The organism is Methylobacterium sp. Leaf118, assembly GCF_920984675.1.
Lineage (GTDB): Bacteria > Pseudomonadota > Alphaproteobacteria > Rhizobiales > Beijerinckiaceae > Methylobacterium.
In genome coordinates this window covers 20,507-42,248 of sequence record NZ_CAKLBV010000023.1, presented here as the reverse complement: position 1 = coordinate 42,248, position 21,742 = coordinate 20,507, and the positions used below count along the sequence as shown (strand labels likewise).

The window sequence follows — 21,742 nt, the reverse complement described above, 5'->3', positions numbered from 1 at the left end:
GAGGCAGCGATGGCAGACGATTTCAACACCGAGCAGAAGCGCTACCTGGAGGGGTTCGCCTCCGGCATCGCCGCCGCCCGGATGACCGGCGGCCTCGCGATCGGGCAGGCCCCGGCCGCCGCCGCGGAGCCGATCGGCCCGGACGCGATCCACATCACGGCGCAGAACCGGACCGTCAAGGACGGCGGCAAGCTCTGCGACCAGGAGAAGTGGAAGCGCGCCGAGAACCCCTTCGACGGCCATAACCGGCTGAAGGCCGAGGCCGCGACCGGCAAGGCCCCGAAGCCCGAGGACAATTTCCGCTGGCGCTACCACGGCATGTTCTGGGTCGCGCCGACCCAGACCTCCTTCATGTGCCGGATCCGGGTTCCGAACGGCATCCTGCAGCACTGGCAGTTCGCCGGCCTCGCCGACCTCGCCGACGCCCATGGCGGCCCCTACAGCCACGTCACCACCCGCGCCGGCCTGCAGGTGCGCGAGATCGCGCCCGAGCACGCCCAGCCCTTCCTCGACGGGCTGATCGATCTCGGCCTGACCGCGCAGGGCGCGGGCGCCGACAACATCCGCAACGTCACCGGCTCGCCCGCCGCCGGCATCGACGCGCAGGAACTGCTGGACACCCGCCCGCTCACCAAGTCCTGGCACAACTGGATCCTGAACGATCGCTCGCTCTACGGGCTGCCGCGCAAGTTCAACGTCTCCTTCGACGGCGGCGGCGTGACGCCAGCGCTCGAGGAGACCAACGACATCGGCTTCCAGGCGATCGCGGTGCTGGAGGGCGCCGCCGTCGCGCCGGGCGTCTGGATGCGCCTCGTGCTCGGCGGCATCTCGGGCCACAAGGATCTGGCCCGCGACACCGGAATCATCCTCAAGCCCGAGGACTGCAACCTCGTGGCCGACGCGATCATCCGGGTCTTCATCGAGAACGGCGACCGGACCAACCGCAACAAGGCCCGGATGAAGTACGTCCTCGATGCCTGGGGCTTCGACAAGTACATCGCCGCCGTCGAGGAAAAGCTCGGGCGCAAGCTCGACCGGGTCGACGCCGCCCATGTCGCGCCGCGCCGGCCGACCGACCGCTTCAGCCATGTGGGTGTGCATGCCCAGGTGCAGCCCGGCCTGAACTGGGTCGGCGTGGTGCTCCCTGTCGGCAAGATGACCACCGACCAGATGCGCGGGCTGGCGACGATCGCCGCGGAATGCGGCGACGGCCAGATCCGCATGACGGTCTGGCAGAACTTCATCTATTCCGGCGTGCCGGACGCGAAGGTGGCCGAGGTCGAGGCCCGGGTGCTCGCCCTCGGGCTCACCACCAAGGCCGCGGGCATCCGCTCGGGCCTCGTGGCCTGCACCGGCGCCCGCGGCTGCAAGTTCGCGGCCTCCGACACCAAGGGTCACGCGATGATCATCGCCGACCACGTCGAGCGGACCGTGCCGGCGCTGGACGTGCCGGTGAACGTGCATCTCACCGGCTGCCACCATTCCTGCGCCCAGCATTACATCGGCGATATCGGCCTCATCGGCGCGAAGGTCGTCGTCTCGGAGGAGGGCGACACCGTCGAGGGCTACGACATCGTGGTCGGCGGGGGCTTTGCCGAGAACCCGAAGATCGGCACCGAGATCTGGAAGGCGATCAAGGCCGAGGACGCGCCCTCTCGGGTCGAGGCCCTGCTCAACGCCTATCTCGCCCGCCGCCAGGGCCCGGACGAGAGCTTCCAGGCCTTCACCGCGCGCACCGGCCCCGACGCCTTGCGCGACGCCGCCGAAGAACACCCTGCCCTCGAGGCCGCCGCATGACCCAGCACGTCGCGCCCCCGCTCGTTCTCATTCCCGAGAGCGCCCCCTTCAACGCCGACCAGCGCTCCTGGCTGTCGGGGTACTTCGCCGCCCTCCTCGGCCCGGCCGTCGAGGGCGCCACCGCCCTCGCGCCCGGCGCGGCGCCCTCGACCGGTCCGAAGCTGGCCGACAACGACGACGCGCCCTGGCACGACCCGTCGATGCCGATCAACGACCGGATGGCGATCGCCAAGGACCGTTCCGAGCCGCAGAAGCTGATGGCCGCCATGGCCCAGCAGGATTGCGGGCAGTGCGGCTACAACTGCGCCGACTACGCCAACGCGATCTTCCTCAAGAGCGAAGAGCGGCTGAACCTTTGCCAGCCCGGCGGCAAGGAAACGCTTCGCATGCTCAAGAAGCTCGACGAGGAGTTCGGCGCCACGGGGGGGACGACGGCGCCGAAGGCGGAGGCGGGCGACGCCCCCAAGAAGGAGCCGGAGCTCGGGCCGCTCGGCTTCTGCCGCGAGAACCCGGTCGAGGCGACCTTCCTGTCGCGCACGCGCCTCAACGCGCCGGGCGGCGAGAAGGAGACGTGGCATATCGAGATCGATCTGAGGGACACGCCGATCACCTACGAGGCCGGCGATTCCCTCGGCCTGTTCCCGGCCAACGCCCCGGCCCTGGTCGACGCGGTCATCGCCGAACTCGGCACCCGGCCCGAGCGGATGATCGGCGGCAAGACCCTGCGCAACCGGCTGCTGACCGACTATTCCCTCGGCGCGGCGCCGGACAATCTCTACCAGCTGCTCTCGCTGCTGACCTCGGGCGCGGCCCGCAAGAAGGCGCAGGCCCTCGCCGCCGGCGAGGACCCGGACGGTGACGCCGCTTTTCTCGACGTGCTCGGCGCGCTCCACAAGTTCCCCGGCGCGCGCCCCGACGCCGAGGTGTTCCTCGAGGCGCTCGACGAGTTGCAGCCGCGGCTCTACTCGATCTCGTCCTCGCCCAGGATGGATGTCGGCCGCGTCTCGCTCACCGTCGATGCCGTGCGCTACAATCACCGGTCGCGCCTGCGCCTGGGGGTCGCCTCGACCCATCTCGGCGAGCGCCTGTCCGAGCAGACCAAGGTCCGGATCTATCTGCAGAAGGCGCACGGCTTCGGCCTGCCGGCGGACCCGTCCAAGGACGTGATCATGTGCGGCCCCGGCACCGGGGTGGCCCCGTTCCGCTCCTTCCTGCGCGAGCGTGCGGCCACGCAGGCGCCGGGCCGCAACTGGCTGTTCTACGGCCACCAGCGGCAGGCTTCGGATTTCTTCTACAAGGACGAGCTGAACGGCCTGAAGGAGGACAAGGTGCTGACCCGCCTCTCGCTGGCCTGGTCACGGGACGGCACCGAGAAGACCTACGTGCAGGACCGGATGCGTGAGAACGGCGTCGAGCTGTGGAAGTGGCTGGAAGGCGGCGCCCATTTCTATGTCTGCGGCGACGCCAAGCGCATGGCCAAGGACGTGGAGCGGGCGATCATCGACGTCGCCGCCCAGCACGGCGGCAAGAACCCGGACGAGGCGGTGGCCTATCTCGCCGCGCTCAAGAAGGCCGGGCGCTATCAGGCGGACGTGTACTGACCGCGCCCCGCGGGGCCCCGACCGGGGCTCCGCAGGCGCGGGTGTCGCGCGGCGACCCGCCAGACGGCGGATCGGCCCGGTTCATTGGGGATTGTGACGGCAGCGGGCGGTGACAGCCACATCTCGGCGATCGTGCCGAACAAGCACCGTCGCGGCCCCCCACCCTCGCGCCTGAACGCCCCTTGGCGTATCATCTTGCCGCGAGGAGGCTCGAACCATGCCCTATACCGTTCACTGGACCGCGCCCTCGGGGCCGTCCGCCGAACCCCACGCGCTGGGCCTGAGGGCCGCGGAGCGTGCCATGACCTTTGCCAGCATGGGCGCCGCGAACGTCTACGTTCAGACCGAGGACGGCCGGGTGTTCCGCGCACCGGCCCAAATGGCGGCGCTCGTCCAGCACGCGCAATCCACGGACCCGAACCGACCCTGAACCGGCCCCGCGGCATTCGGGGATGGCCCTCCGGACTCCGATGGCGGTTCGGACGGGTGACGCGCGGGCTTGGCCGTCAGCGGTCGTCCTCTTCCTGCGCCGGGCGCAGGGACCGCTCCAGGGTGTCCAGCACGGTGTTGGCGAGGGCCGCGTCGGGATCGTCGCGGAACAGGGCGTCGCGCAGCATGGCGAGGTAGCCTTCCAGGCGCTCGTCGTAATGGTCGGAATCGATCGACCGGAGCACGCTCGCCAGGAAGCCCACCGCCATCTGATGGGCGACCTGCTTGGCGCCGAGTTCGGCCACGCTCTCGGCGAGGTTGGTCACCGCCACGTCGTGCCGGGCGCTGACGGCGGCAAGCGCCGCGAGTTGGGGGTTCAGGTCCATCCGGGCGGCTCCGTCACGATTCGAGGCGCGCGTCGGCGAAGCGGCGGAACGCCTCCAGGGTCTCGGCGCTCACATGGTGCTCGATCCCCTCGGCGTCCCGCCGCGCCGTCTCCGCGCTGACACCGAGCGCGCACAGGAAGCGCTCGACGAGGCGGTGGCGCTCCCGCGACTGCGCGGCCAGCGCCTGTCCCGCGGCGGTGAGGAACACCCCGCGATAGGGCCGCTGCTGCACGAGGCCGTCTTCCGCCAGCCGCTTGAGCATCTTGGCCACCGTCGGCTGGGCGACGCCGAGGCGCGCGGCGATATCGACCTGCCGCGCCTCGCCGCCGTCGCCGATCAGGTCGGCGATGAGTTCGACGTAATCCTCCACAAGTTCCAGGCGTCGCGCTTCCCGCGCCTGTCGAAAGCTCTCGACATGGACCTCCGGATCGACGAGCGGCACCCCGTCGTCGGGCTCGGCGGTCTCGCGCGGCGATTCCTGCATGATGGACGGCGCTCTCCTCGTGGGCGGGGTCGAGGGGTGGCAGGGAGGCTGCACCCGCCCGTCATTCTCTACCTCATGCCGCCCGCGAACGGGAATCCCACGACGCGGCCATCGCGCACCCTTGATCAAAGCATCGGCGCACCTTTATAGCTCCGGCTATAACCGAGCGCGGCCGGAGCCGGCCGGCTCGAGGACGCGGGCTAAGGACGCTGGAACGGATGGACGCGGCGATCGATCGAACCCGGCCGCCATCGGGCGAGACATCGGCCAAACCGGATCCGGCCGGGGCCGGCGAGGCGCCCGCCGGGTTGAGCCTCGGCGCGCTCAACGCCAGCGTGCCCGTCGCCCTCGGGGGCTCCTGGCCTCGACGGCTGCTGGCCTTCCTCGGACCGGGCTACATGGTCTCGGTCGGCTACATGGACCCGGGCAACTGGGCGACCGACATCGCCGGCGGCGCCCAGTTCGGCTACACCCTGCTCGCCGTCATCCTGCTCTCGAACCTGATGGCGATCGTCCTGCAGGCGCTGGCCGCGCGGCTCGGCATCGCCACCGGCCTCGACCTCGCCCAGGCCTGCCGCGCCCGCTACCCGCGCCCCGTCGGCTTCGCCCTCTGGCTGATCTGCGAGGCGGCGATCATCGCCTGCGACCTCGCCGAGGTGATCGGCACGGCCATCGCCCTCAAGCTTCTGTTCGGCATCCCACTGACGCTCGGCGCCATCATCACCGCGCTCGACGTGTTCGTGGTGCTGCTGCTGCTGCGCCGGGGCTTCCGCGCGCTGGAAGCCTTCGTGATCGGGCTTCTCGCCATCATCTTCGTCTGCTTCGCGATCCAGATCGTGCTCGCCGCGCCGCCGGTCCAGGCGGTGCTCGGCGGCTTCATCCCGTCCCGGGAGATCGTGACCAATCCGGCCGCGCTCTACATCGCCATCGGCATCATCGGCGCCACCGTGATGCCCCACAACCTCTACCTCCACTCCTCGATCGTGCAGACCCGGGCCTATCCCCGCACCGAGAGCGGCCGGCGCGAGGCCCTGCGCTTCGCCGTCGCCGATTCCACCATCGCCCTGATGCTGGCGTTGTTCGTCAACGCCGCGATCCTGATCCTGGCCGCGTCCGTGTTCCACGCCAGCGGCCGGACCGACGTGGAGGAGATCGAGCAGGCTCACGAACTGCTCTCGCCCCTGCTCGGCGTCGGCCTCGCCTCGACGCTGTTCGCCGTGGCGCTGCTGGCCTCCGGCCTCAACTCGACGGTCACCGCCACGCTCGCCGGCCAGATCGTCATGGAGGGCTTTCTGCGGCTGCGCCTGCCCGACTGGGCGCGCCGGCTCGTGACGCGCGGCATCGCCATCGTCCCAGTCGTCGCCGTGACCGCCCTCTACGGCGACCAGGGGACCGCCAAACTCCTCGTGCTGAGTCAGGTCGTGCTGTCGATGCAGTTGCCCTTCGCGGTCATCCCGCTGGTGCGCTTCGTCTCCGACCGGGGCCTGATGGGGAGCTTCACGATCCCGCGCTGGCTCTCGGTCCTGTCCTGGACCATCGCCGGGCTGATCGTGGCGCTGAACGTGAAGCTCTTGGTCGACACGGTCCTGGGCGGGTGAGCCCTGCGGCCGGGCGGCGAGGGGGACGCGCGGGGCCGTCGCCCGGCCGCGCCGGCGCGGCCTCTCTCGCCGGGATCGGCGTCGCCGGCGTCAGGCGTGGATGTAGCGCTCGAAGAAGCGGCCGAAATCCTGGGTGGGGGCCGAAGCCGCGTTGGTGGCGGCCAGCAACGCCCGGAACTGGCGGGCGAGGGCGTCCTCGTCCGCGGCGCTGCCGATCTTGAAGGCCGAGGCCACCGCCGACAGGCAGGGCTGGACGTTGTCGCGGGCGACCTGATCCCGCATCTGCTGATGGCCGATCGCGATCAGCGCCTTGTAGACGTCCTTCAGCGCCTCGATGAAATCCTTGCGCACGTCGATGCTGAAGAAGACCGAGCCGATCTGGAACTTGAGCTCGACGTCCCGGTCGACGGTGCCGGCCGTCTCGATCGCGACGGCGCCCACGCCGTAATGCGCGTATTCGTAGCGCCGGATCGACCGCTTGGACGAAACCGCGGAATCGCCGTCGACATGGATCAGCGCCAGGTTGGTGAAGCAGTACTCGTCCTTCTTGGATTTGATCAGGAAATAGATTTTTTCGCCGTCCTCGTGGAACAGGTAGTCGTCGGCATCGACCTTGCCGTATTCGGACGGCGGCACGATCACGCCGATGTCGCTCAGGCCCATGGCTTCGGCGGCGATCCGTTTGAACATGCGCTCCTCCCGAATGGGTCGAGCCAAAGGCCCCGGGACCTGCGCCCCGGGGCATGCGGCCGGCTCGAATCGGCGCGAGCGTGGCACAGGCCGCCGGAGCACGGAAGCGCAGTGGCGGGGCGGGCGCCTCAGGTCCCGACCGCGCGCAGATGCGCCACGAACTCCTGCGCGAACGGCGGCAGCGCGTCGAGGTCGCGCAGGCACAGCATCAGGTCGCGGGCCGCCCAGGCGTCCTGGAGCGGCACGAGGCCGATCGCCATGCCGCGCCGGGCCCGGTGGGCGGTGGTCTCCGGCACGATCCCGAGGCCGACCCCGCATTCGACGAGGCGGCAAACCGCATCGAAGCTCCGAAGCTGCACCCGCAGGCGCATCGGCCGCCCGATGCGCGCGGCCTTGGCGGCGAGGAAGCGGGTCAGCGCGCTCGGCCGGTCGAGCCCGACGAGGTCGTGCTCCAGCACCTCGGCGAAGCCGATCTCCGCCCGGTTCGCGAGCGGATGGCCCGGGGCGACCACGACCACGAAGCGGTCGTGGCGGAACGGGAAGGTCTGGAGCGTGCCGGTATCGACGGTGCCGGCCACGATGCCGAGATCGGCCGTGCCGTCGGCGACCCGCTCGACGATCTCGTCGGAGGTGCGCTCCTCGATCTCGACGCTGACGCCGGTATGGAGCGCGAGATAGGCCGACAGGGCCTCCGGCAGGAACTCGGTCAGCGCGTTGGTGTTCGAGAGCACCCGGATCTGGCCGACCGCGCCGCCCGCGAAGACGGACAGGTCGCCCTGCATCCGCTCGATCTGCCCGAGGATCTCGCGGGCATGAGCGAGCAGGGTCCGGCCGGCCGGCGTCGGGCTCACGCCTTGGCGCCCGCGCACCAGCAGGGCCGCCCCGAGGGAGACCTCCATCGCCCGGATGCGGGTGGAGGCGGCGGCGAGCGCGAGGTTGGCCCGCTCGGCCCCGTGGGTGATCGAGCCCGCCTCGACGACGTGGCGGAACAGGCTCAGATCGACGAGATCGACGCGCATCATCGCGGTTGAACCCTCTCGCTTCGCCGCCGACACCGCCCTGGCCCGTCCATCTCCTAGCACGACAGGGCGCGCCGGCCCCGTGGCCTTCGCCGCCGGCGAAGGCATCCACCACGAAAGCCGTATTGCGAACCCTTCCCATCCGCGTTTGAAAGCGGCCCATGAGCGCCATGGCAGCAGAGATCCTGGGCGGGCAGGGACCGGTCGTCGCGGCCGGGGCCCTGCTGGTGCTGTGCATGGGATTGTGGGCGACCGGGCTCGTCGCCGAGGTCGTCACGGCGCTGCTGTTCTTCGCCCTGGCGATGCTGCTCAAGCTCGCCCCGGCCCAGACGGTCTTCTCCGGGTTCGGCTCCTCCGCCTTCTGGCTGGTGACCGGCGGCATGGTGGTCGGTCTCGCCATGAACCGCACCGGGCTCGGCGACCGGCTCGCCCGGATGCTGGCGGCGCGGCTGCCGGCCTCCTATCCGGGCTTCGTCGCCGGCCTCGTCGCCTTCTCCTTCGCGCTCGCCTTCGTGATGCCGTCCAATCTCGGGCGCATCGCCGTGATGGTGCCGGTGCTGATCGCGCTCTGCGACGCCTTCGGCCTCGGCGCCGGGCGCCCCGGCCGCACGGGCGCGCTCCTCGCCTTCGGCATCGCCACGCCGATGCTGTCGGCGGCGATCCTGCCGGCCAACGTGCCGAACCTCGTCATGGCCGGCACCGCCGAGACGCTGTTCGGGGTGCATCTCGCCTATCTGCCCTACCTGTTCCTGCACGCGCCGGTGCTCGGCCTCGTCAAGGGGGCGATCCTCGTCGCCTGCACCGTCCTGCTCTTCCCCGACCGGCTCGACGGCGCGCGCCCCGAGCTTCCGCCGCTGCCGCCGCTCTCGGGCGCCGAGCGGCGCCTTTCGGTGATCCTCGTGGTGATGCTCGGCCTGTGGCTCACCGACGGCTGGCACGGCATCGCGCCGGCCTGGATCGGCCTCGCCGCCGCCGTGATCTGCCTCCTGCCGCGCATCGGCGTCCTGCCGGGCGCGAGCTTCTCCGAGATCCCGCTGCGGACCTGCTTCTACATCGCCGCCCTGTTCGGGCTGACGGCGATCGTCAACGAGACCGGACTCGGCGCCCGGATCGGCCACGCGCTGCTCGCGGTCGCGCCGCTGGAGCCGGGAGCCCCGGCCCGGAACTTCGCGACCCTCGTCGGCCTGTCGATCGGCTTCCTGTTCGCCGGCACCGCCAACGGCGCGCCGGCCCTCTACACGGCGCTCGCCGGCGAGTTCTCGGCCGCGAGCGGCCTCGACCTGATGAGCGTGCTGATGGTGCAGGTGGTGGGCTACTCGACCCTGTTCCTGCCCTACCAGGCCCCGCCGATCATCATGGCGATGGATCTGGCCGGCCTGTCGCTCAAGGACGCGACCCGGCTGACCCTGGCCACGGGCCTCGCGTCCCTGCTGGTCGCGGCACCGCTGGCCTATCTCTGGTTTCGCCTCGTCGGGAGGCTGGCATGAGCGTGAGACAGATCGGCGCGTTCGTCAATTCCGCTCTTGCTGCGGCGCAGCATGGGGCATTGCTCGCCGAGGCCGGGCGCCCTAACCCTTCCTTGGAAAAAATCCAACCTTCGAACCCGCTCCGGACGCGAGGAAACTGATCGCGATGGCCCCTACCGTGAGACCGACGGTCGCCCAGCCGCTCTCGCCCCATCTCCAGATCTACCGCTGGACCTGGACCATGGCGATGTCGGTGTTCCACCGCATCACCGGCACGGCGCTCTACGGCGGCACCTTCCTCGTCGCCATCTGGCTGGTGGCGCTGGCCTCCGGCCCACGCGCCTATGACGGGGTGGCGTGGTTCTTCGGCTCGTGGATCGGGCGGCTGATCCTGTTCGGCTACACCTGGGTGCTGATGCACCACATGCTGGGCGGCCTGCGCCACTTCGTCTGGGATGCCGGCTACGGCTTCGACCGCGACCGGCGGCTGGGCCTCGCCCGGGCGACGCTGATCGGCTCGGTCGTCCTCACCGTCGTCATCTGGGCCGCCGCCCTCGTCCTGCGCTGAGAGCCGCCACCATGTCCCAGGTCGACAACCGCCAGAACACCGCGCTCTCGATGCGCACCCCGCGGGCCCGGGTGAAGGGTCTCGGCGCCTCGGGCCACGGGGCGGAGCATTTCTGGCTCCAGCGCCTGACGGGCGCCGCCAACGCCCTGCTGATGCTCGCCTTCGTGGTCATCATCGCCAAGATGGCGGGCCGCCCCTATCCGGAGGCGGTGGCGCTGGTGTCGCACCCGCTCGTTGCGGTCATCCTGATCCTCGCCGTGATCTCGGTGACGATCCACATGCGTCTCGGCATGCAGACGGTGATCGAGGACTACGTGCACAGCCACGGCCTCAAGCTCGCGGCGCTCGTCGCCAACACCTTCTACGCCGTCGCGGTCGCCGCCGCCTGCCTCTACGCGATTCTCCGCGTGAGCCTGGGCGGCCTCGCCTGACCGCAGATCGAAGAGAACCGAGGATTTCGTCCATGGCCTCCAACGGATCGAACGGCAGCGGCACCCCCGCCTACGCCATCACCGACCATACCTTCGACGTGGTGATCGTCGGCGCCGGCGGCGCGGGCCTGCGCGCCACGGTCGGCTGCAGCCAAGCCGGCCTGCGCACCGCCTGCATCACCAAGGTCTTCCCGACCCGCTCGCACACGGTGGCGGCGCAGGGCGGCATCTCGGCCTCGCTCGGCAATATGGGGCCGGACGACTGGCGCTGGCACATGTACGACACCGTCAAGGGCTCGGACTGGCTCGGCGACCAGGACGCCATCGAGTATCTCGTCCGCAACGCGCCGGCCGCGGTCTACGAGCTGGAGCATTGGGGCGTGCCCTTCTCCCGCACGGAGGAAGGCAAGATCTACCAGCGGCCCTTCGGCGGCATGACCACCGATTACGGCAAGGGCACCGCCCAGCGCACCTGTGCGGCGGCCGACCGCACCGGCCACGCCATGCTGCACACGCTCTACGGGCAGGCGGTGAAGAACAAGACCCAGTTCTTCATCGAGTATTTCGCCCTCGACCTGATCATGGACGAGGACGGGCGCTGCCGCGGCGTCATCGCCATCGATCAGGCCACGGGCGAGATTCACCGCTTCCGCGCCCAGCAGACGATCCTGGCCACCGGCGGCTATGGCCGCGCCTATTTCTCGGCGACCTCGGCCCATACCTGCACCGGCGACGGCAACGCCATGGTGCTGCGCGCCGGATTGCCGCTGCAGGACATGGAGTTCGTGCAGTTCCACCCGACCGGCATCTACGGCGCCGGCTGCCTCATCACGGAAGGGGCGCGGGGCGAGGGCGGCTACCTCACCAATTCCGAGGGCGAGCGCTTCATGGAGCGCTACGCCCCCTCGGCCAAGGACCTCGCCTCCCGCGACGTGGTCTCGCGCTCCATGACCATGGAGATCCGCGATGGGCGCGGCGTCGGCAAGAACGGCGACCACATCTTCCTGCACCTCGACCATCTCGACCCGAAGATCCTGCACGAGCGCCTGCCGGGCATCTCGGAATCCGCCAAGATCTTCGCGGGCGTCGACGTGACCAAGGAGCCGATCCCGGTTCTGCCGACGGTCCACTACAACATGGGCGGCATCCCGACGAACTATCACGGCGAGGTTCTGACCCTGAAGAACGGCAACCCCGACACGGTGGTGCCGGGTCTGATGGCGCTCGGCGAGGCGGCTTGCGTCTCGGTGCACGGCGCCAACCGCCTCGGCTCGAACTCGCTGATCGACCTCGTGGTGTTCGGCCGCGCCGCCGGCCTGCGCTGCGCCGACATCGTCGAGCCGGACGCCCGCCAGCCGGAACTGCCCAAGGATTCGGGAGACAAGGCGCTCACCCGCCTCGACCGCTTCCGCTACGCCAATGGCGGCACGCCGACCTCGGCGCTACGCGACCGGATGCAGCGCACGATGCAGAACAACTGCGCGGTGTTCCGCACCGGCGAGGTGCTGGAGGAGGGCAAGGGCCTGATCCACGAAGTCTGGCGCGGTGTGGCCGACATCAAGATCAGCGACCGCTCCCTCGTCTGGAACACGGACCTCCTCGAGACGCTGGAATTCGACAACCTGATCGGCCAGGCGGTCGTCACGATGGAATCCGCGGCCAACCGCAAGGAGAGCCGCGGGGCCCATGCCCGCGAGGACTACGCCGAGCGCGACGACAAGGAGTGGATGAAGCACACCCTGTCGTGGCTCGATGCCGGCGCGCACGCGGTCAACATCGATTACCGGCCGGTCCACACCTACACGATGTCGAACGAGATCCAGTATATCGAGCCGAAGGCGCGGGTGTATTGATGCCGCGCCGATCTTGCTCCGCCGCGATCGCGGATAGCGGGATCACCTCGACACGCCCGCGCTCCCGCCTGCGCGCCCGCATCGCCCTCGCCGTCGCGGGGCTGCTGCTGGTCCTGCCGGCGGCGGCGCGCGGGCCGGATTTCGCCTTCCCGACCGAGATCGCGGGCTTCGCCCGGGGCCCCCGGACGGAGTTCGAGGCCCGGGCGCCGGGACTGGGCTACGGGGTGGTCTACACCCACGGCCGCTGGAAGGCGGACATCTTCGTCTACGATCTCGGCGTCGCCGCGATCCCCGACGGGCCGGCCTCTCCGGCCGTCGGGGGGCAGGTCGAGCAGGCGGGCCGCGAGATCGGGACGATGGTGGAGCGCGGGGTCTACCGCGCCAGCCAGGATCGCGGCGCGGTGCGCCTGGACGGGGCGGCCGGCGCGGCGCTCGCCTGCCACGCCTTCGGGATCGACCATCCCGCATTGGGGCCGACCGAGAGCCTGCTCTGCGTGACGGGCCTGCGCGGCAAGTTCGTCAAGTTCCGCCTGTCGAGCCCAGCGGAAAGGACACCCCCCCGGGCCGAGGCCGAACGCTTCATGACCGGCTGGCTCGGCCAGCAATAGACCCTTTCGCCCCTATCGGAGCGCGCCGCAGGCCGCCGCACCCCAGAAGGCACGAGACATGGCCCAGTTCAACCTACCCAAAAACTCCCAGCTCACCGAGGGCAAGACCTGGCCGGCCCCGGACGGCGCCAAGAACCTCCAGACGTTCCGGGTCTATCGCTGGAACCCGGATGACGGGAAGAATCCGCGCATCGACACCTACCGGGTCGATCGCGACGATTGCGGGCCGATGGTGCTCGACGCGCTCCTGTGGATCAAGAACACGGTCGATCCGACGCTGGTCTTCCGCCGCTCCTGCCGCGAGGGCATCTGCGGCTCCTGCGCCATGAACATCGAGGGCCAGAACGCGCTCGCCTGCACCATGGGCATCGACGAGTGCAAGAGCCCCGACAACGCCCTGCCGTTCCTGTCCCGCAAGGACAAGGACGGGGCGGTGCGGATCTACCCGCTGCCGCACATGCCGGTGCTCAAGGACCTCGTGCCGGACCTGACCAACTTCTACGCCCAGCACGCGGCGATCGAGCCCTGGCTCCAGACTGAGACGCCCGCCCCCGAAAAGGAGTGGAAGCAGACCCCGGAGGACCGCGCCCGCCTCGACGGGCTCTACGAGTGCATCCTCTGCGCCTGCTGCACCACGTCCTGCCCGAGCTACTGGTGGAACGGCGACAAGTTCCTCGGGCCGGCCGCCCTGCTCCAGGCCTATCGCTGGCTGATCGACTCCCGCGACGAGAACACCGGCGAGCGGCTCGACGCGCTGCACGACCCGTTCCGGCTCTATCGCTGCCACACGATCATGAACTGCGCCAACACCTGCCCGAAGAACCTGAACCCGGCCAAAGCCATCGCCGAGATCAAGAAGATGATGGTCGAGCGCGTGGTCTGATCCCGGCGCACGGTTCGGCGCGGGGCCGTCGGGGGAGGCCTCGGATCGGCCGCCCCGGGTGAGGCCGGCCCGCCACACTGCCCTGAAAACCCGTCACGGCCAGGCTTTTCCCGGGACGGCGCGGCGGGACGCCTTGCGGCCAGCGCATTTGGCGGCGAGGGCAGGGGCGGACGTCGCCGCCGGGGAAGTGTTATCGATGCCGCGTGGGTACCTGTCGACCGCCGCCTGTCTCGCGCTCTGCGCGGGCCTTGGGGCCTGCGCCTCGTCGCAGCGCTTCGAAGCGCCGCGCGAGCGACTGCGGCCGCAGGCCGCCCTCGAGCCGGCCACGCCCGCTCTGCCCGCCGGCACCGTGACGAGCCAGCCGCTGGCGCCGCCGCCGGGCGCGAGCGCGGCCCCCGCCGAGCCGCCGCCGCCCAGCGTCGCCGCCGCGCCGTCCCCGGCGATCGCCCCCGAGCCGCTCCCGCCGGCGCCCGCTCCCGTGGTGGCGACCGGCCGCTCCTCCGTGGTGGGGTCGTGGAACGCCACCGACGCGACCGGCAGCTGCCGCGTCTCGCTCTCGAGCGCCCCGGCGCTCGACCTGTACAAGGCCTCGACCTCGGGCTGCGCCAACAAGGATCTCGCCAAGGTCTCGGCCTGGGATTTCCGGGACGGCGAGGTCTATCTCTACCAGCCCGGCGGCACCGTCACGGCGCGCCTGCGGCAGGCCGGCGGCAGCCTCGACGGCGCCCTCTCGAAATCCGGCGCGTCGCTGGCCCTCGCCCGCTGACCGTCCGAGCGGGCGCTCGCGCGCCGCGCGGGCACCGCCCCGAACCGCCTCACGGATTGACGCGCACGCCGAGCAACACGGCGTGCCCGTCATAGCTGGAATTGGCGCTGGTGCTCGTGAGCGTCGAGTAGAGATAGCTGCCGCGGAAGGTGAGCCAGCGGTTGAAGCGGTAATCGAGCCGGGCGATCGTGGAGAAGCCGCGCTCGCGGATCGGCACGCCGTCGTAGGTGTTGGCCAGATAGGTGCCGCCGAGGGTGATCGTGAGGTTGCGCAGCAGGTCGTGCTGGACCTCCACCGACGCGACGTCGGTGAAGGCGCCGCTCGAACCCGGCACCGACGTCTCGATCACCCCGGTCTGCTGGTTGAAGCGCACGGTGGTGAGGGGTGAGACCGACCAGATCAGGGCGGCGCTGACGAGCGGCGCCTGGATGGGCCGGAGCGACCGATCGACGTAGGAGCGGTGCTGCAGGCCGGCGGAGACCTCGGCGCTGAGCACGCGGCTCAGCTCGACCCGGGCACCGGCAGTGAAGGCGATGCCGTCGGAATCGCGCCGGAGCCCGAACTGGTCGATCGGCGTGTCGTAGACGCGGGTGTCGATGAGCGTCTCGACGAAGGGCGTGATCGCGGGCGAGATCTCGTAGCCGGCGCGCAGCCGCACCCCGTATTGGTTGGCGTCGCGGTCGCTCTGGCGGATCACCGTGCCGTCGGACAGGCGGGCATCCTCGAAGACCTGACGGTCGATCGAGCCGCGCAGGCTCAGCTGGAGCCGGTTGAAGGTCTCCTGCACCCCGACCGTCGCGCCGTAGCTCGCGAACAGGGGCCGGACGGCCGCCGCGGCGTTCAGGTCGGGACTTCCGGCGCGCTGGCTGTCGAGCAGGAAGCGCGTCTCCACGTCGATGCGGGTGTCGCGATTCGCATCGAGCCGCAGACGCGACACGCCGACGGCGTTGGGGCGGCTGGCTTCCGGGTTGTCCGGATAATCGAGATAGCTGCCGCGCATCTCGCTCGTGAACTCGGCCTGGGACCAGTCGCTGCGGATCGCGACCTCGCCCTCGCTGCGCAGGGCGAGCGAGGGGCGGGCACGGGCCGCGAGCGTCTGGTTCGGGTTCGTGTCGTAGCCGATGCTCTGGGTGAAGGCGGGCAGCACCGTGAAGGCGCCGAACCGCAGGCCGAGCGGCGCGTAGGCGGGATCGACCGTGAGCGGCCCCGGCGCCCCGATCCCCAGGCCGAACCCGAGAAGGTTGGCGGGATTCACGAGGCCGAGCGGCGCGATCGCGGTCGGCAGCGGCAGGCCGGAGACCGGGCTCCGGATCACCGGGGTGAGGCGCAGGTCGGTCACCGATTGCTGCGTGCGGGTCTGCGTGATCACCCGCGTCGCCGAGCCGAGCCGGCGCGGAGGAATGGCGCGCTGGCGCAGGAGCGAGGGCCGCCCCCCGGGCCCGAGCCCGGCGGCGCTGCCGTCGGTCAGTCCGGGCGCCCCGGTGCGGAAGCGGGGCAGGCGCGACACGCCCTCCTCGGAGACGGAGGCGTCGGATCCTGCGGCATTGCCCTCCGAACCGAACGCGCTGCCGCTGGCGGTGCCGAACGTGCCCGAACGCGACGGCGTCGCGGGGCTCGTCAGGCTCGTGCCCCGCTGGCTCGGCGAGGTCTCGAAGGCGGCGGGGCGGCGAGGGCGGCCGGTCGAGGCGGCGTCCCCGGACGCGGCCGCCTCGGCGGGCGGCTCCTGAGCCCGGGTTGCGCCGGGAAGGGCGATCAGGGCCGAGACGGCGACCGAGGCGAGCACGAGCGCGCGGAGGGGCGCGCCGCACGTCCTGGGGGTCTTCGTGGTCGGCCGTTCGCGTGTCACCGGCAGCGTACTTTCCCTCGATGCGGCCAGCGGCCCCGTCGGACGGGCGGCCACCGGAGGCGCCACCGTGGTTAACGGAGCTACACCGGACGTGGTTAACACCCGGTTGCGGGGCGCCGACCCGCCCCGTCCCCCGATCGGGACAGACGAGGGCGCAGGCGAGAGATCCGGGCTCGCGATCCGGCCCCGCGGCTCAGGCCCCCTTGCGACCACATTCGCGGCTAAGAAGGCAGGGAACGACGGACGACGAGGACGGAACGCGCGCCCCATGGCCCTGCCGCAGCGGATCGAGGACACCGACGAAGCCGAGGCGGCCCGCCCGCCCGCCATCGCCTCGGCCCTGCGCACCATCGAGACGGAGCGGGAAGGCCTCGCCTGCCTGATGGCGGCGATCGGCAACGGCATGGGCGCGGCCTTCGCCGAGGCGGTCGCCTGCATCGGCGCGGCCCGCGGCCGGGTGATCTGCACCGGCATGGGCAAGTCCGGCCACGTCGCCCGTAAGATCGCGGCGACCATGGCCTCGACCGGCACCCCCGCGCTCTACGTCCACCCGGCCGAGGCGAGCCACGGCGATCTCGGCATGATCCAGCCCGAGGACGTGGTGGTGGCGCTGTCGTGGTCCGGCGAGACCACGGAGCTCGCCGACATCATCGGCTATACTCGGCGCTACCGGGTCGCGCTGGTCGCGGTCACCGCCAACGCCGCCTCGACCCTCGGCCACGAGGCCGATATCTGCCTCACCTTGCCGAAGGCGAAGGAAGCCTGCCCGAACGGTCTCGCCCCGACCACCTCGACGGCGATGCAGCTCGCCCTCGGCGACGCCCTGGCCGTGGCGCTCCTGGAGGCCCGGGGCTTCTCGGCCCGCGACTTCTCCGTCTTCCATCCCGGCGGCCGCCTCGGCGCGTCCCTGCGCCAGGTGCGCGAGGTCATGCATGGGGGCGATCGGCTCCCCATGGTGGCCCTCGGCAGCTCCATGCGGGCGGCGGTGGCCGAGATCGATGCCAAGGGCTTCGGCTCGGTGCTGGTGACCGACGAGACGGGCCGCCTCGCCGGCATCGTCACCGACGGCGACGTGCGCCGCGCGATCTTCTCACGGGAGAGCCTGGAGGCGCTGGCGGTCGATACGGTGATGACGCGCAATCCGCGCACCATCACCCCCGAGACCCTGCTGGCCAAGGCCCTCCAGATCCAGGAGGCGATGAAGATCACCGCCCTCGTCGTGGTCGAGAACGGTCGCCCGGTCGGCCTCGTCCATTACCACGACCTGCTGCGCACCGGCGTGGCCTGACGGCAGGGCTCCGGCCATCGAAGCGGCGCTCCGGCGGTCGTCTCCGCATCGGCCTGCAGGGCTCGGATGATCCCGCCCGGACGCCCTCGCGGCCGCCCGGGCCCTGGGATCAGAGGCTCGCTTCCTCGAACGCCCGGACCCACTCGGCGCAGATGCCGGAGCGGACGATGTCGTCGAGGGTGAATTCGACGATCGGGACGTTCATCATCCGGCTCTTCACGAGGTGGATGACCGTGCGCAGGCCGGAGGTCTCGCGCAGATCCGTCTGCGAGACGTCGCCGTTGATGATGACCTGGCAATCGTCGCCGATGCGGGTCAGGAACATCTTGATCTCGGCGGTGGTGGTGTTCTGCGCCTCGTCGAGGATCACGAGGCAGTTCTTGAAGGTGCGCCCGCGCATCACCTCGAAGGGCACCACCTCGATGTCCCCGGTCTTGACCGCGATGTCGAAGGCGCCCGCGCCCATCCGCTCCTTCATGGTCTCGGTCAGGGGCGCGACCCAGGGCGCGATCTTCTCTTCGAGGGTGCCGGGGAAGTAGCCCAGCGAGCGGCCGGAGGGGACGTTGGGGCGGGTGATGACCACCTTGCCGATGCGGCGCTGGCGGAGAAGATCCGCGGCGCGGGTTCCGGCGATGAAGGTCTTGCCGGTGCCGGCGGGGCCGAGAACGATCACTTGCGACGAGGTCGCGAGAGCGTCGAGATATTGTCCTTGTCGTTCGGTGAGAGGCAGGATCGGGGAGGGGTTGCGTTCTTCGTCGAACCGGGTCCGATGCATCCGGATCGGGCGGTCCTCAACCAGTTCAAGCCGTGCGCGTCGTCGTTTCATGGATCAATACTCCACCTTGACTCGTGCGAACTCGACGTCTCAACCAACCTCTACTTCTCGAACCCTCCTTCGCCTCGGCGAACATTGCACCAACGGGTTTTCACCGTACGCAAGAGCAAAGCCAATCTCCCCGAGTCGGTTCCCTGGGCCGGCGCAATCCCTGTGGATGCGGCAGGCGTGCATCGGCCGGGCCGCGTCGGCGCGAGGAGACTTGCCGCTCTCGGGCGACGGCGGCGTGACGGGCGGGCGAAGAAGCGATGACGGGCCCCGGGACGGGGCGGCTCCGGCGGATCGGGACGATCCTGCACTGGCGCATCGCGGGCATCGCCCTCCTCGGGCGATCGGCCGCCGGCGGGTCTCGCCGACGAGGACGCTTCAGCCGGGCTGGAGGAAGCTGTCGAGAACCATCTTCCGGCCGGCCTTGTCGAAGTCAACGGTGAGCTTGTTGCCGTCGATGCCCGCCACCGTGCCGGGGCCGAACTTGGTGTGGAAGACGCGGGCGCCGGCCTCGAAGGCCGACGCCGCGGCGGTGGATCGGGCCACCAGTTCGCCCTCGATCTCCCGCGGCCCGGCGGAACGCCCGCCGCGATTCCCGCTCCCGGGGCTTCCCAGACCGTTGCCCGCGGTATGGACCTGCGCCCGCTGCCAGCCCGGCGTGCCGTAGGACGAGCCGAACGGGGCCGGGTTGCGGTCGAAGCGCGAGGCGCCGGCGGAGAAATGGGCGGGTGCGTCGACCACGTCGACGGCGTCCGGCGGCAGCTCGTCGATGAAGCGGGACGGGATGGTCGAGGACCACAGCCCGTGGATGCGCCGGTTGACCGCAAACGACAGCTTGGCGCGCTTGCGGGCGCGGGTCAGCCCGACATGGGCGAGGCGGCGCTCCTCTTCGAGGCCGGCGCGTCCGCTCTCGTCGATGGCGCGCTGGTTCGGGAACAGGCCGTCCTCCCAGCCGGGCAGGAACACGGTGTCGAATTCGAGCCCCTTGGCGGCATGCAGGGTCATCAGCGAGACCCGGTCGGCGCCCTCCGCCTCGCTGGCTTCCATCACCAGCGAGACGTGTTCGAGGAAGCCCGCCATATCCGGGAACTCCTCCATGGAGCGGACGAATTCCTTGAGGTTCTCGAGCCGCCCGGCGGCGTCGGCCGAGCGGTCCTTCTGCCACATCTCGGTGTAGCCGGATTCCTCCAGGATGGTCTGCGCGACCTCCGGATGGGGCTTCGCCTCCACCAGCCGGGTCCAGCGTGAGAAGCTCTCGACGAGGCCGCGCAGCATCGAGCGGGCGCGGGGCTTCAGCTCGTCGGTCTCGATCAGCTTTCGCGCCGCGGCAAGCAGCGGAACCCGGTCGGCGCGGGCGAAGGCGTGGAGCGTCTGGAGGGTGGCGTCGCCCAATCCGCGCTTCGGGGTGTTGAAGATGCGCTCGAAGGCGAGGTCGTCGGCCCCGTTCATGGTGACGCGCAGATAGGCCAGCGCGTCGCGGATCTCGGCCCGCTCGTAGAAGCGCGGGCCGCCGATGACCCGGTAGGGCAGGCCCACCTGCACGAAGCGGTCCTCGATCTCGCGCATCTGCGCCGAGATGCGCACCAGCACGGCGATCTCGGAGAGGGGATGCTGCCGGCGCTGCAGCGACTCGATCGCCTCGGCGACCTGGCGCGCCTCCTCCTCCGAATCCCAGGCGCCGGTGACGGTGACGGGCTCGCCGGCCTCGTCCTCCGTCCGGAGCGTCTTGCCGAGCCGGCCCTCGTTCTTCGCGATCAGCCCCGAAGCGGCGGCCAGGATGTGGCCGGTCGAGCGGTAGTTGCGTTCGAGCCGCACCACGGTGGCACCGGGGAAGTCGTGCTCGAAGCGCAGGATGTTGTCGACCTCGGCCCCGCGCCAGCCATAGATCGACTGATCGTCGTCGCCGACGCAAGCCACGTTTTTTCTCAGTTGCGCGAGCAGCCGCAGCCAGAGATATTGCGCGACGTTGGTGTCTTGGTACTCATCGACCAGAATATATTTGAAGCGATCCTGATAATTGCGAAGAATGTCGGGATTTTCGCGCCAGAGCTTCAGGCAAAGGAGCAATAGATCGCCGAAATCGACCGCGTTCAGCGTGGCGAGGCGGGCCTGATAGGCGGTATAGAGCTGTCCGCCCTTGCCGAAGGCGAAGGCCTGTCCCTCGCCCGCGGGCACCTGTTCCGGGGAGAGGCCGCGGTTCTTCCAGCCGTCGATGGTGTGGGCGAGGGAGCGGGCGGGCCAGCGCTTCTCGTCGATGTTCTGATCGGCGATGACCTGCTTCATCAGCCGGATCTGGTCGTCGGTGCCGAGGATCGTGAAGTCGGATTTCAGCCCCACCAGCTCGGCGTGGCGGCGCAGGATCTTGGTGCCGATGGCGTGGAAGGTGCCGAGCCAGGGCATGCCCTCGCCCGCCGGCCCGATCAGGGCGCCGATGCGGTGCTTCATCTCCCGCGCCGCCTTGTTGGTGAAGGTCACCGACAGGATGTCGTAGGGCCGCGCCCGCCCGGTGGCGATCAGGTGAGCGATGCGGGTGGTCAGCACGCGGGTCTTGCCGGTGCCCGCGCCCGCCAGCACGAGCACGGGGCCCTCCGTGACCTCGACGGCGCGCCGCTGCTCCGGGTTGAGGCCGGACAGGTAGGCCGCCGCCTCCGGTCGCAGGGCCGCCATGGCGCGGGCGGCGATGGAGCTGGAAGCCGGGGCCGCCTCGTCGGACGGGCGCGGCCGGGACGCGTCTGGCTCTTGCATCATGGGCGCATCCCTGGACCAAAAGGCGAACGCCGTCGAGACCCGGCGTCGAGACCAGGGGAGGAGACGGGACCTGGAGAGAGGAACCCGCTCGCGCCCTCGCGCGTCACCGGTGGGAGATCCGCTCTCCTCCTCGTGAAGGACCCCCGAGGCCATGCGCGCCCCGCTTCTCGCCCTCGCCCTCCTGATGGTCGCCGTCCCGGCCGCGGAGGCTCAGGTCCTCGGGCAGGGCCGCAACAGCGGCACGAGCCGCATGAACCAGCAATTCGAGACCCAGAACCAGATCCGCTCCCAGCAGCAGCGGCAATCGCTGGAGAACAGCGCCGTGCGCAACCAGATCCAGCGGGCGCCCCTGAACCAGCCGCTCCCGGCCGGCCCAGGCTATCTCCCGCGCCGCTGAGGCGACGCCCGCCGTCACGGTCGGGATGCGAGGCGCCGGCCGCCTGTGCTATGGCCCCCGG

The 21,742-nt window shown here is 70.6% G+C and carries 20 protein-coding genes; 13 read left to right on the top strand and 7 right to left on the bottom strand.

Translation table 11 applies throughout. The annotated features are described in order from the left end of the window. Positions 1-9 precede the first annotated feature (9 nt). The 3 genes from LW587_RS12075 (at position 10) to LW587_RS12065 (ending at position 3,828) form a co-directional block, all read left to right on the top strand. Positions 10-1,797, top strand: coding sequence for a NirA family protein (locus LW587_RS12075; RefSeq protein ID WP_232629846.1), 1,788 nt, complete (start codon positions 10-12; stop codon positions 1,795-1,797). Then, positions 1,794-3,398, top strand: a complete 1,605-nt coding sequence (locus LW587_RS12070; RefSeq protein ID WP_232629845.1) for a sulfite reductase subunit alpha — start codon at positions 1,794-1,796, stop codon at positions 3,396-3,398. Before LW587_RS12075 ends, LW587_RS12070 begins: the two co-directional genes overlap by 4 nt. Positions 3,399-3,615: 217 nt before the next feature. Continuing rightward, positions 3,616-3,828: a hypothetical protein gene (locus LW587_RS12065; RefSeq protein WP_232629844.1), complete on the top strand. Its 213-nt coding sequence runs from the start codon at positions 3,616-3,618 to the stop codon at positions 3,826-3,828. A 76-nt stretch (positions 3,829-3,904) separates the two neighbouring features. Here the strand turns inward: LW587_RS12065 and LW587_RS12060 are convergent, their stop codons facing one another. Together LW587_RS12060 and mntR are read right to left on the bottom strand one after the other, a co-directional pair. After that, positions 3,905-4,213, bottom strand: a complete 309-nt coding sequence (locus tag LW587_RS12060; protein WP_232629843.1) for a hypothetical protein — start codon at positions 4,211-4,213, stop codon at positions 3,905-3,907. A 13-nt stretch (positions 4,214-4,226) separates the two neighbouring features. Continuing rightward, positions 4,227-4,697 (bottom strand): manganese-binding transcriptional regulator MntR, encoded by a 471-nt coding sequence (gene mntR / locus LW587_RS12055; RefSeq protein WP_232629842.1) that lies wholly within the window; start codon positions 4,695-4,697, stop codon positions 4,227-4,229. Between the two features lie 218 nt (positions 4,698-4,915). Here mntR and LW587_RS12050 point away from each other — a divergent pair, with 218 nt between their 5' ends. Then, positions 4,916-6,295 (top strand): Nramp family divalent metal transporter, encoded by a 1,380-nt coding sequence (locus LW587_RS12050; RefSeq protein ID WP_232629841.1) that lies wholly within the window; start codon positions 4,916-4,918, stop codon positions 6,293-6,295. A 90-nt stretch (positions 6,296-6,385) separates the two neighbouring features. Here the strand turns inward: LW587_RS12050 and LW587_RS12045 are convergent, their stop codons facing one another. Continuing rightward, on the bottom strand, positions 6,386-6,985 hold the full coding sequence (locus LW587_RS12045) for a PH domain-containing protein (RefSeq protein WP_232629840.1): 600 nt from the start codon (positions 6,983-6,985) through the stop codon (positions 6,386-6,388). A 128-nt stretch (positions 6,986-7,113) separates the two neighbouring features. After that, complete coding sequence (locus LW587_RS12040; RefSeq protein WP_232629839.1) at positions 7,114-8,007, bottom strand: LysR substrate-binding domain-containing protein; 894 nt, start codon at positions 8,005-8,007, stop codon at positions 7,114-7,116. Positions 8,008-8,165: 158 nt separating this feature from the next. Between LW587_RS12040 and LW587_RS12035 the strand changes: the two genes are divergently transcribed. The 7 genes from LW587_RS12035 (at position 8,166) to LW587_RS12005 (ending at position 14,579) form a co-directional block, all read left to right on the top strand. Beyond that, positions 8,166-9,491, top strand: a complete 1,326-nt coding sequence (locus LW587_RS12035) for an SLC13 family permease (protein ID WP_232629838.1) — start codon at positions 8,166-8,168, stop codon at positions 9,489-9,491. Between the two features lie 145 nt (positions 9,492-9,636). Further along, positions 9,637-10,038: a succinate dehydrogenase, cytochrome b556 subunit gene (gene sdhC, locus LW587_RS12030; protein WP_232629837.1), complete on the top strand. Its 402-nt coding sequence runs from the start codon at positions 9,637-9,639 to the stop codon at positions 10,036-10,038. Positions 10,039-10,049: 11 nt separating this feature from the next. Then, positions 10,050-10,469 carry a succinate dehydrogenase, hydrophobic membrane anchor protein gene (gene sdhD / locus LW587_RS12025; RefSeq protein ID WP_232629836.1) on the top strand — a complete coding sequence of 140 codons (420 nt, stop codon included), beginning with the start codon at positions 10,050-10,052 and terminating at the stop codon, positions 10,467-10,469. Positions 10,470-10,501: 32 nt separating this feature from the next. Continuing rightward, on the top strand, positions 10,502-12,322 hold the full coding sequence (gene sdhA / locus LW587_RS12020) for a succinate dehydrogenase flavoprotein subunit (protein ID WP_232629835.1): 1,821 nt from the start codon (positions 10,502-10,504) through the stop codon (positions 12,320-12,322). Beyond that, entirely contained in the window at positions 12,322-12,930 is a 609-nt protein-coding gene (locus LW587_RS12015; RefSeq protein ID WP_232629834.1) for a hypothetical protein, read from the top strand. The genes sdhA and LW587_RS12015 overlap by 1 nt, the downstream gene beginning before the upstream one ends. Positions 12,931-12,988: 58 nt before the next feature. After that, a complete protein-coding gene (locus LW587_RS12010; RefSeq protein ID WP_232629833.1) occupies positions 12,989-13,813 on the top strand; it encodes a succinate dehydrogenase iron-sulfur subunit in 825 nt (274 codons plus the stop codon). A gap of 196 nt (positions 13,814-14,009) precedes the next feature. Further along, entirely contained in the window at positions 14,010-14,579 is a 570-nt protein-coding gene (locus LW587_RS12005; RefSeq protein WP_232629832.1) for an AprI/Inh family metalloprotease inhibitor, read from the top strand. 49 nt (positions 14,580-14,628) lie between these two features. Here LW587_RS12005 and LW587_RS12000 read toward each other — a convergent pair whose 3' ends face one another. Further along, the gene (locus LW587_RS12000) at positions 14,629-16,425 is read right to left on the bottom strand and encodes an outer membrane beta-barrel protein (RefSeq protein ID WP_232629831.1); all 1,797 of its coding nucleotides are present in this window, start codon (positions 16,423-16,425) and stop codon (positions 14,629-14,631) included. 268 nt (positions 16,426-16,693) lie between these two features. Here LW587_RS12000 and LW587_RS11995 point away from each other — a divergent pair, with 268 nt between their 5' ends. Further along, positions 16,694-17,713: a KpsF/GutQ family sugar-phosphate isomerase gene (locus LW587_RS11995; protein WP_232629830.1), complete on the top strand. Its 1,020-nt coding sequence runs from the start codon at positions 16,694-16,696 to the stop codon at positions 17,711-17,713. A 109-nt stretch (positions 17,714-17,822) separates the two neighbouring features. On the opposite strand, the gene LW587_RS11990 is transcribed toward LW587_RS11995, so the two are convergent. Then, positions 17,823-18,539: a PhoH family protein gene (locus LW587_RS11990; RefSeq protein WP_232629829.1), complete on the bottom strand. Its 717-nt coding sequence runs from the start codon at positions 18,537-18,539 to the stop codon at positions 17,823-17,825. A 375-nt stretch (positions 18,540-18,914) separates the two neighbouring features. Next, entirely contained in the window at positions 18,915-21,284 is a 2,370-nt protein-coding gene (locus tag LW587_RS11985) for an ATP-dependent helicase (RefSeq protein WP_232629828.1), read from the bottom strand. 151 nt (positions 21,285-21,435) lie between these two features. On the opposite strand from LW587_RS11985, the gene LW587_RS11980 reads away from it, so the two are divergent. Further along, on the top strand, positions 21,436-21,681 hold the full coding sequence (locus LW587_RS11980; protein ID WP_232629827.1) for a hypothetical protein: 246 nt from the start codon (positions 21,436-21,438) through the stop codon (positions 21,679-21,681). The last annotated feature ends 61 nt before the right edge of the window (positions 21,682-21,742 follow it).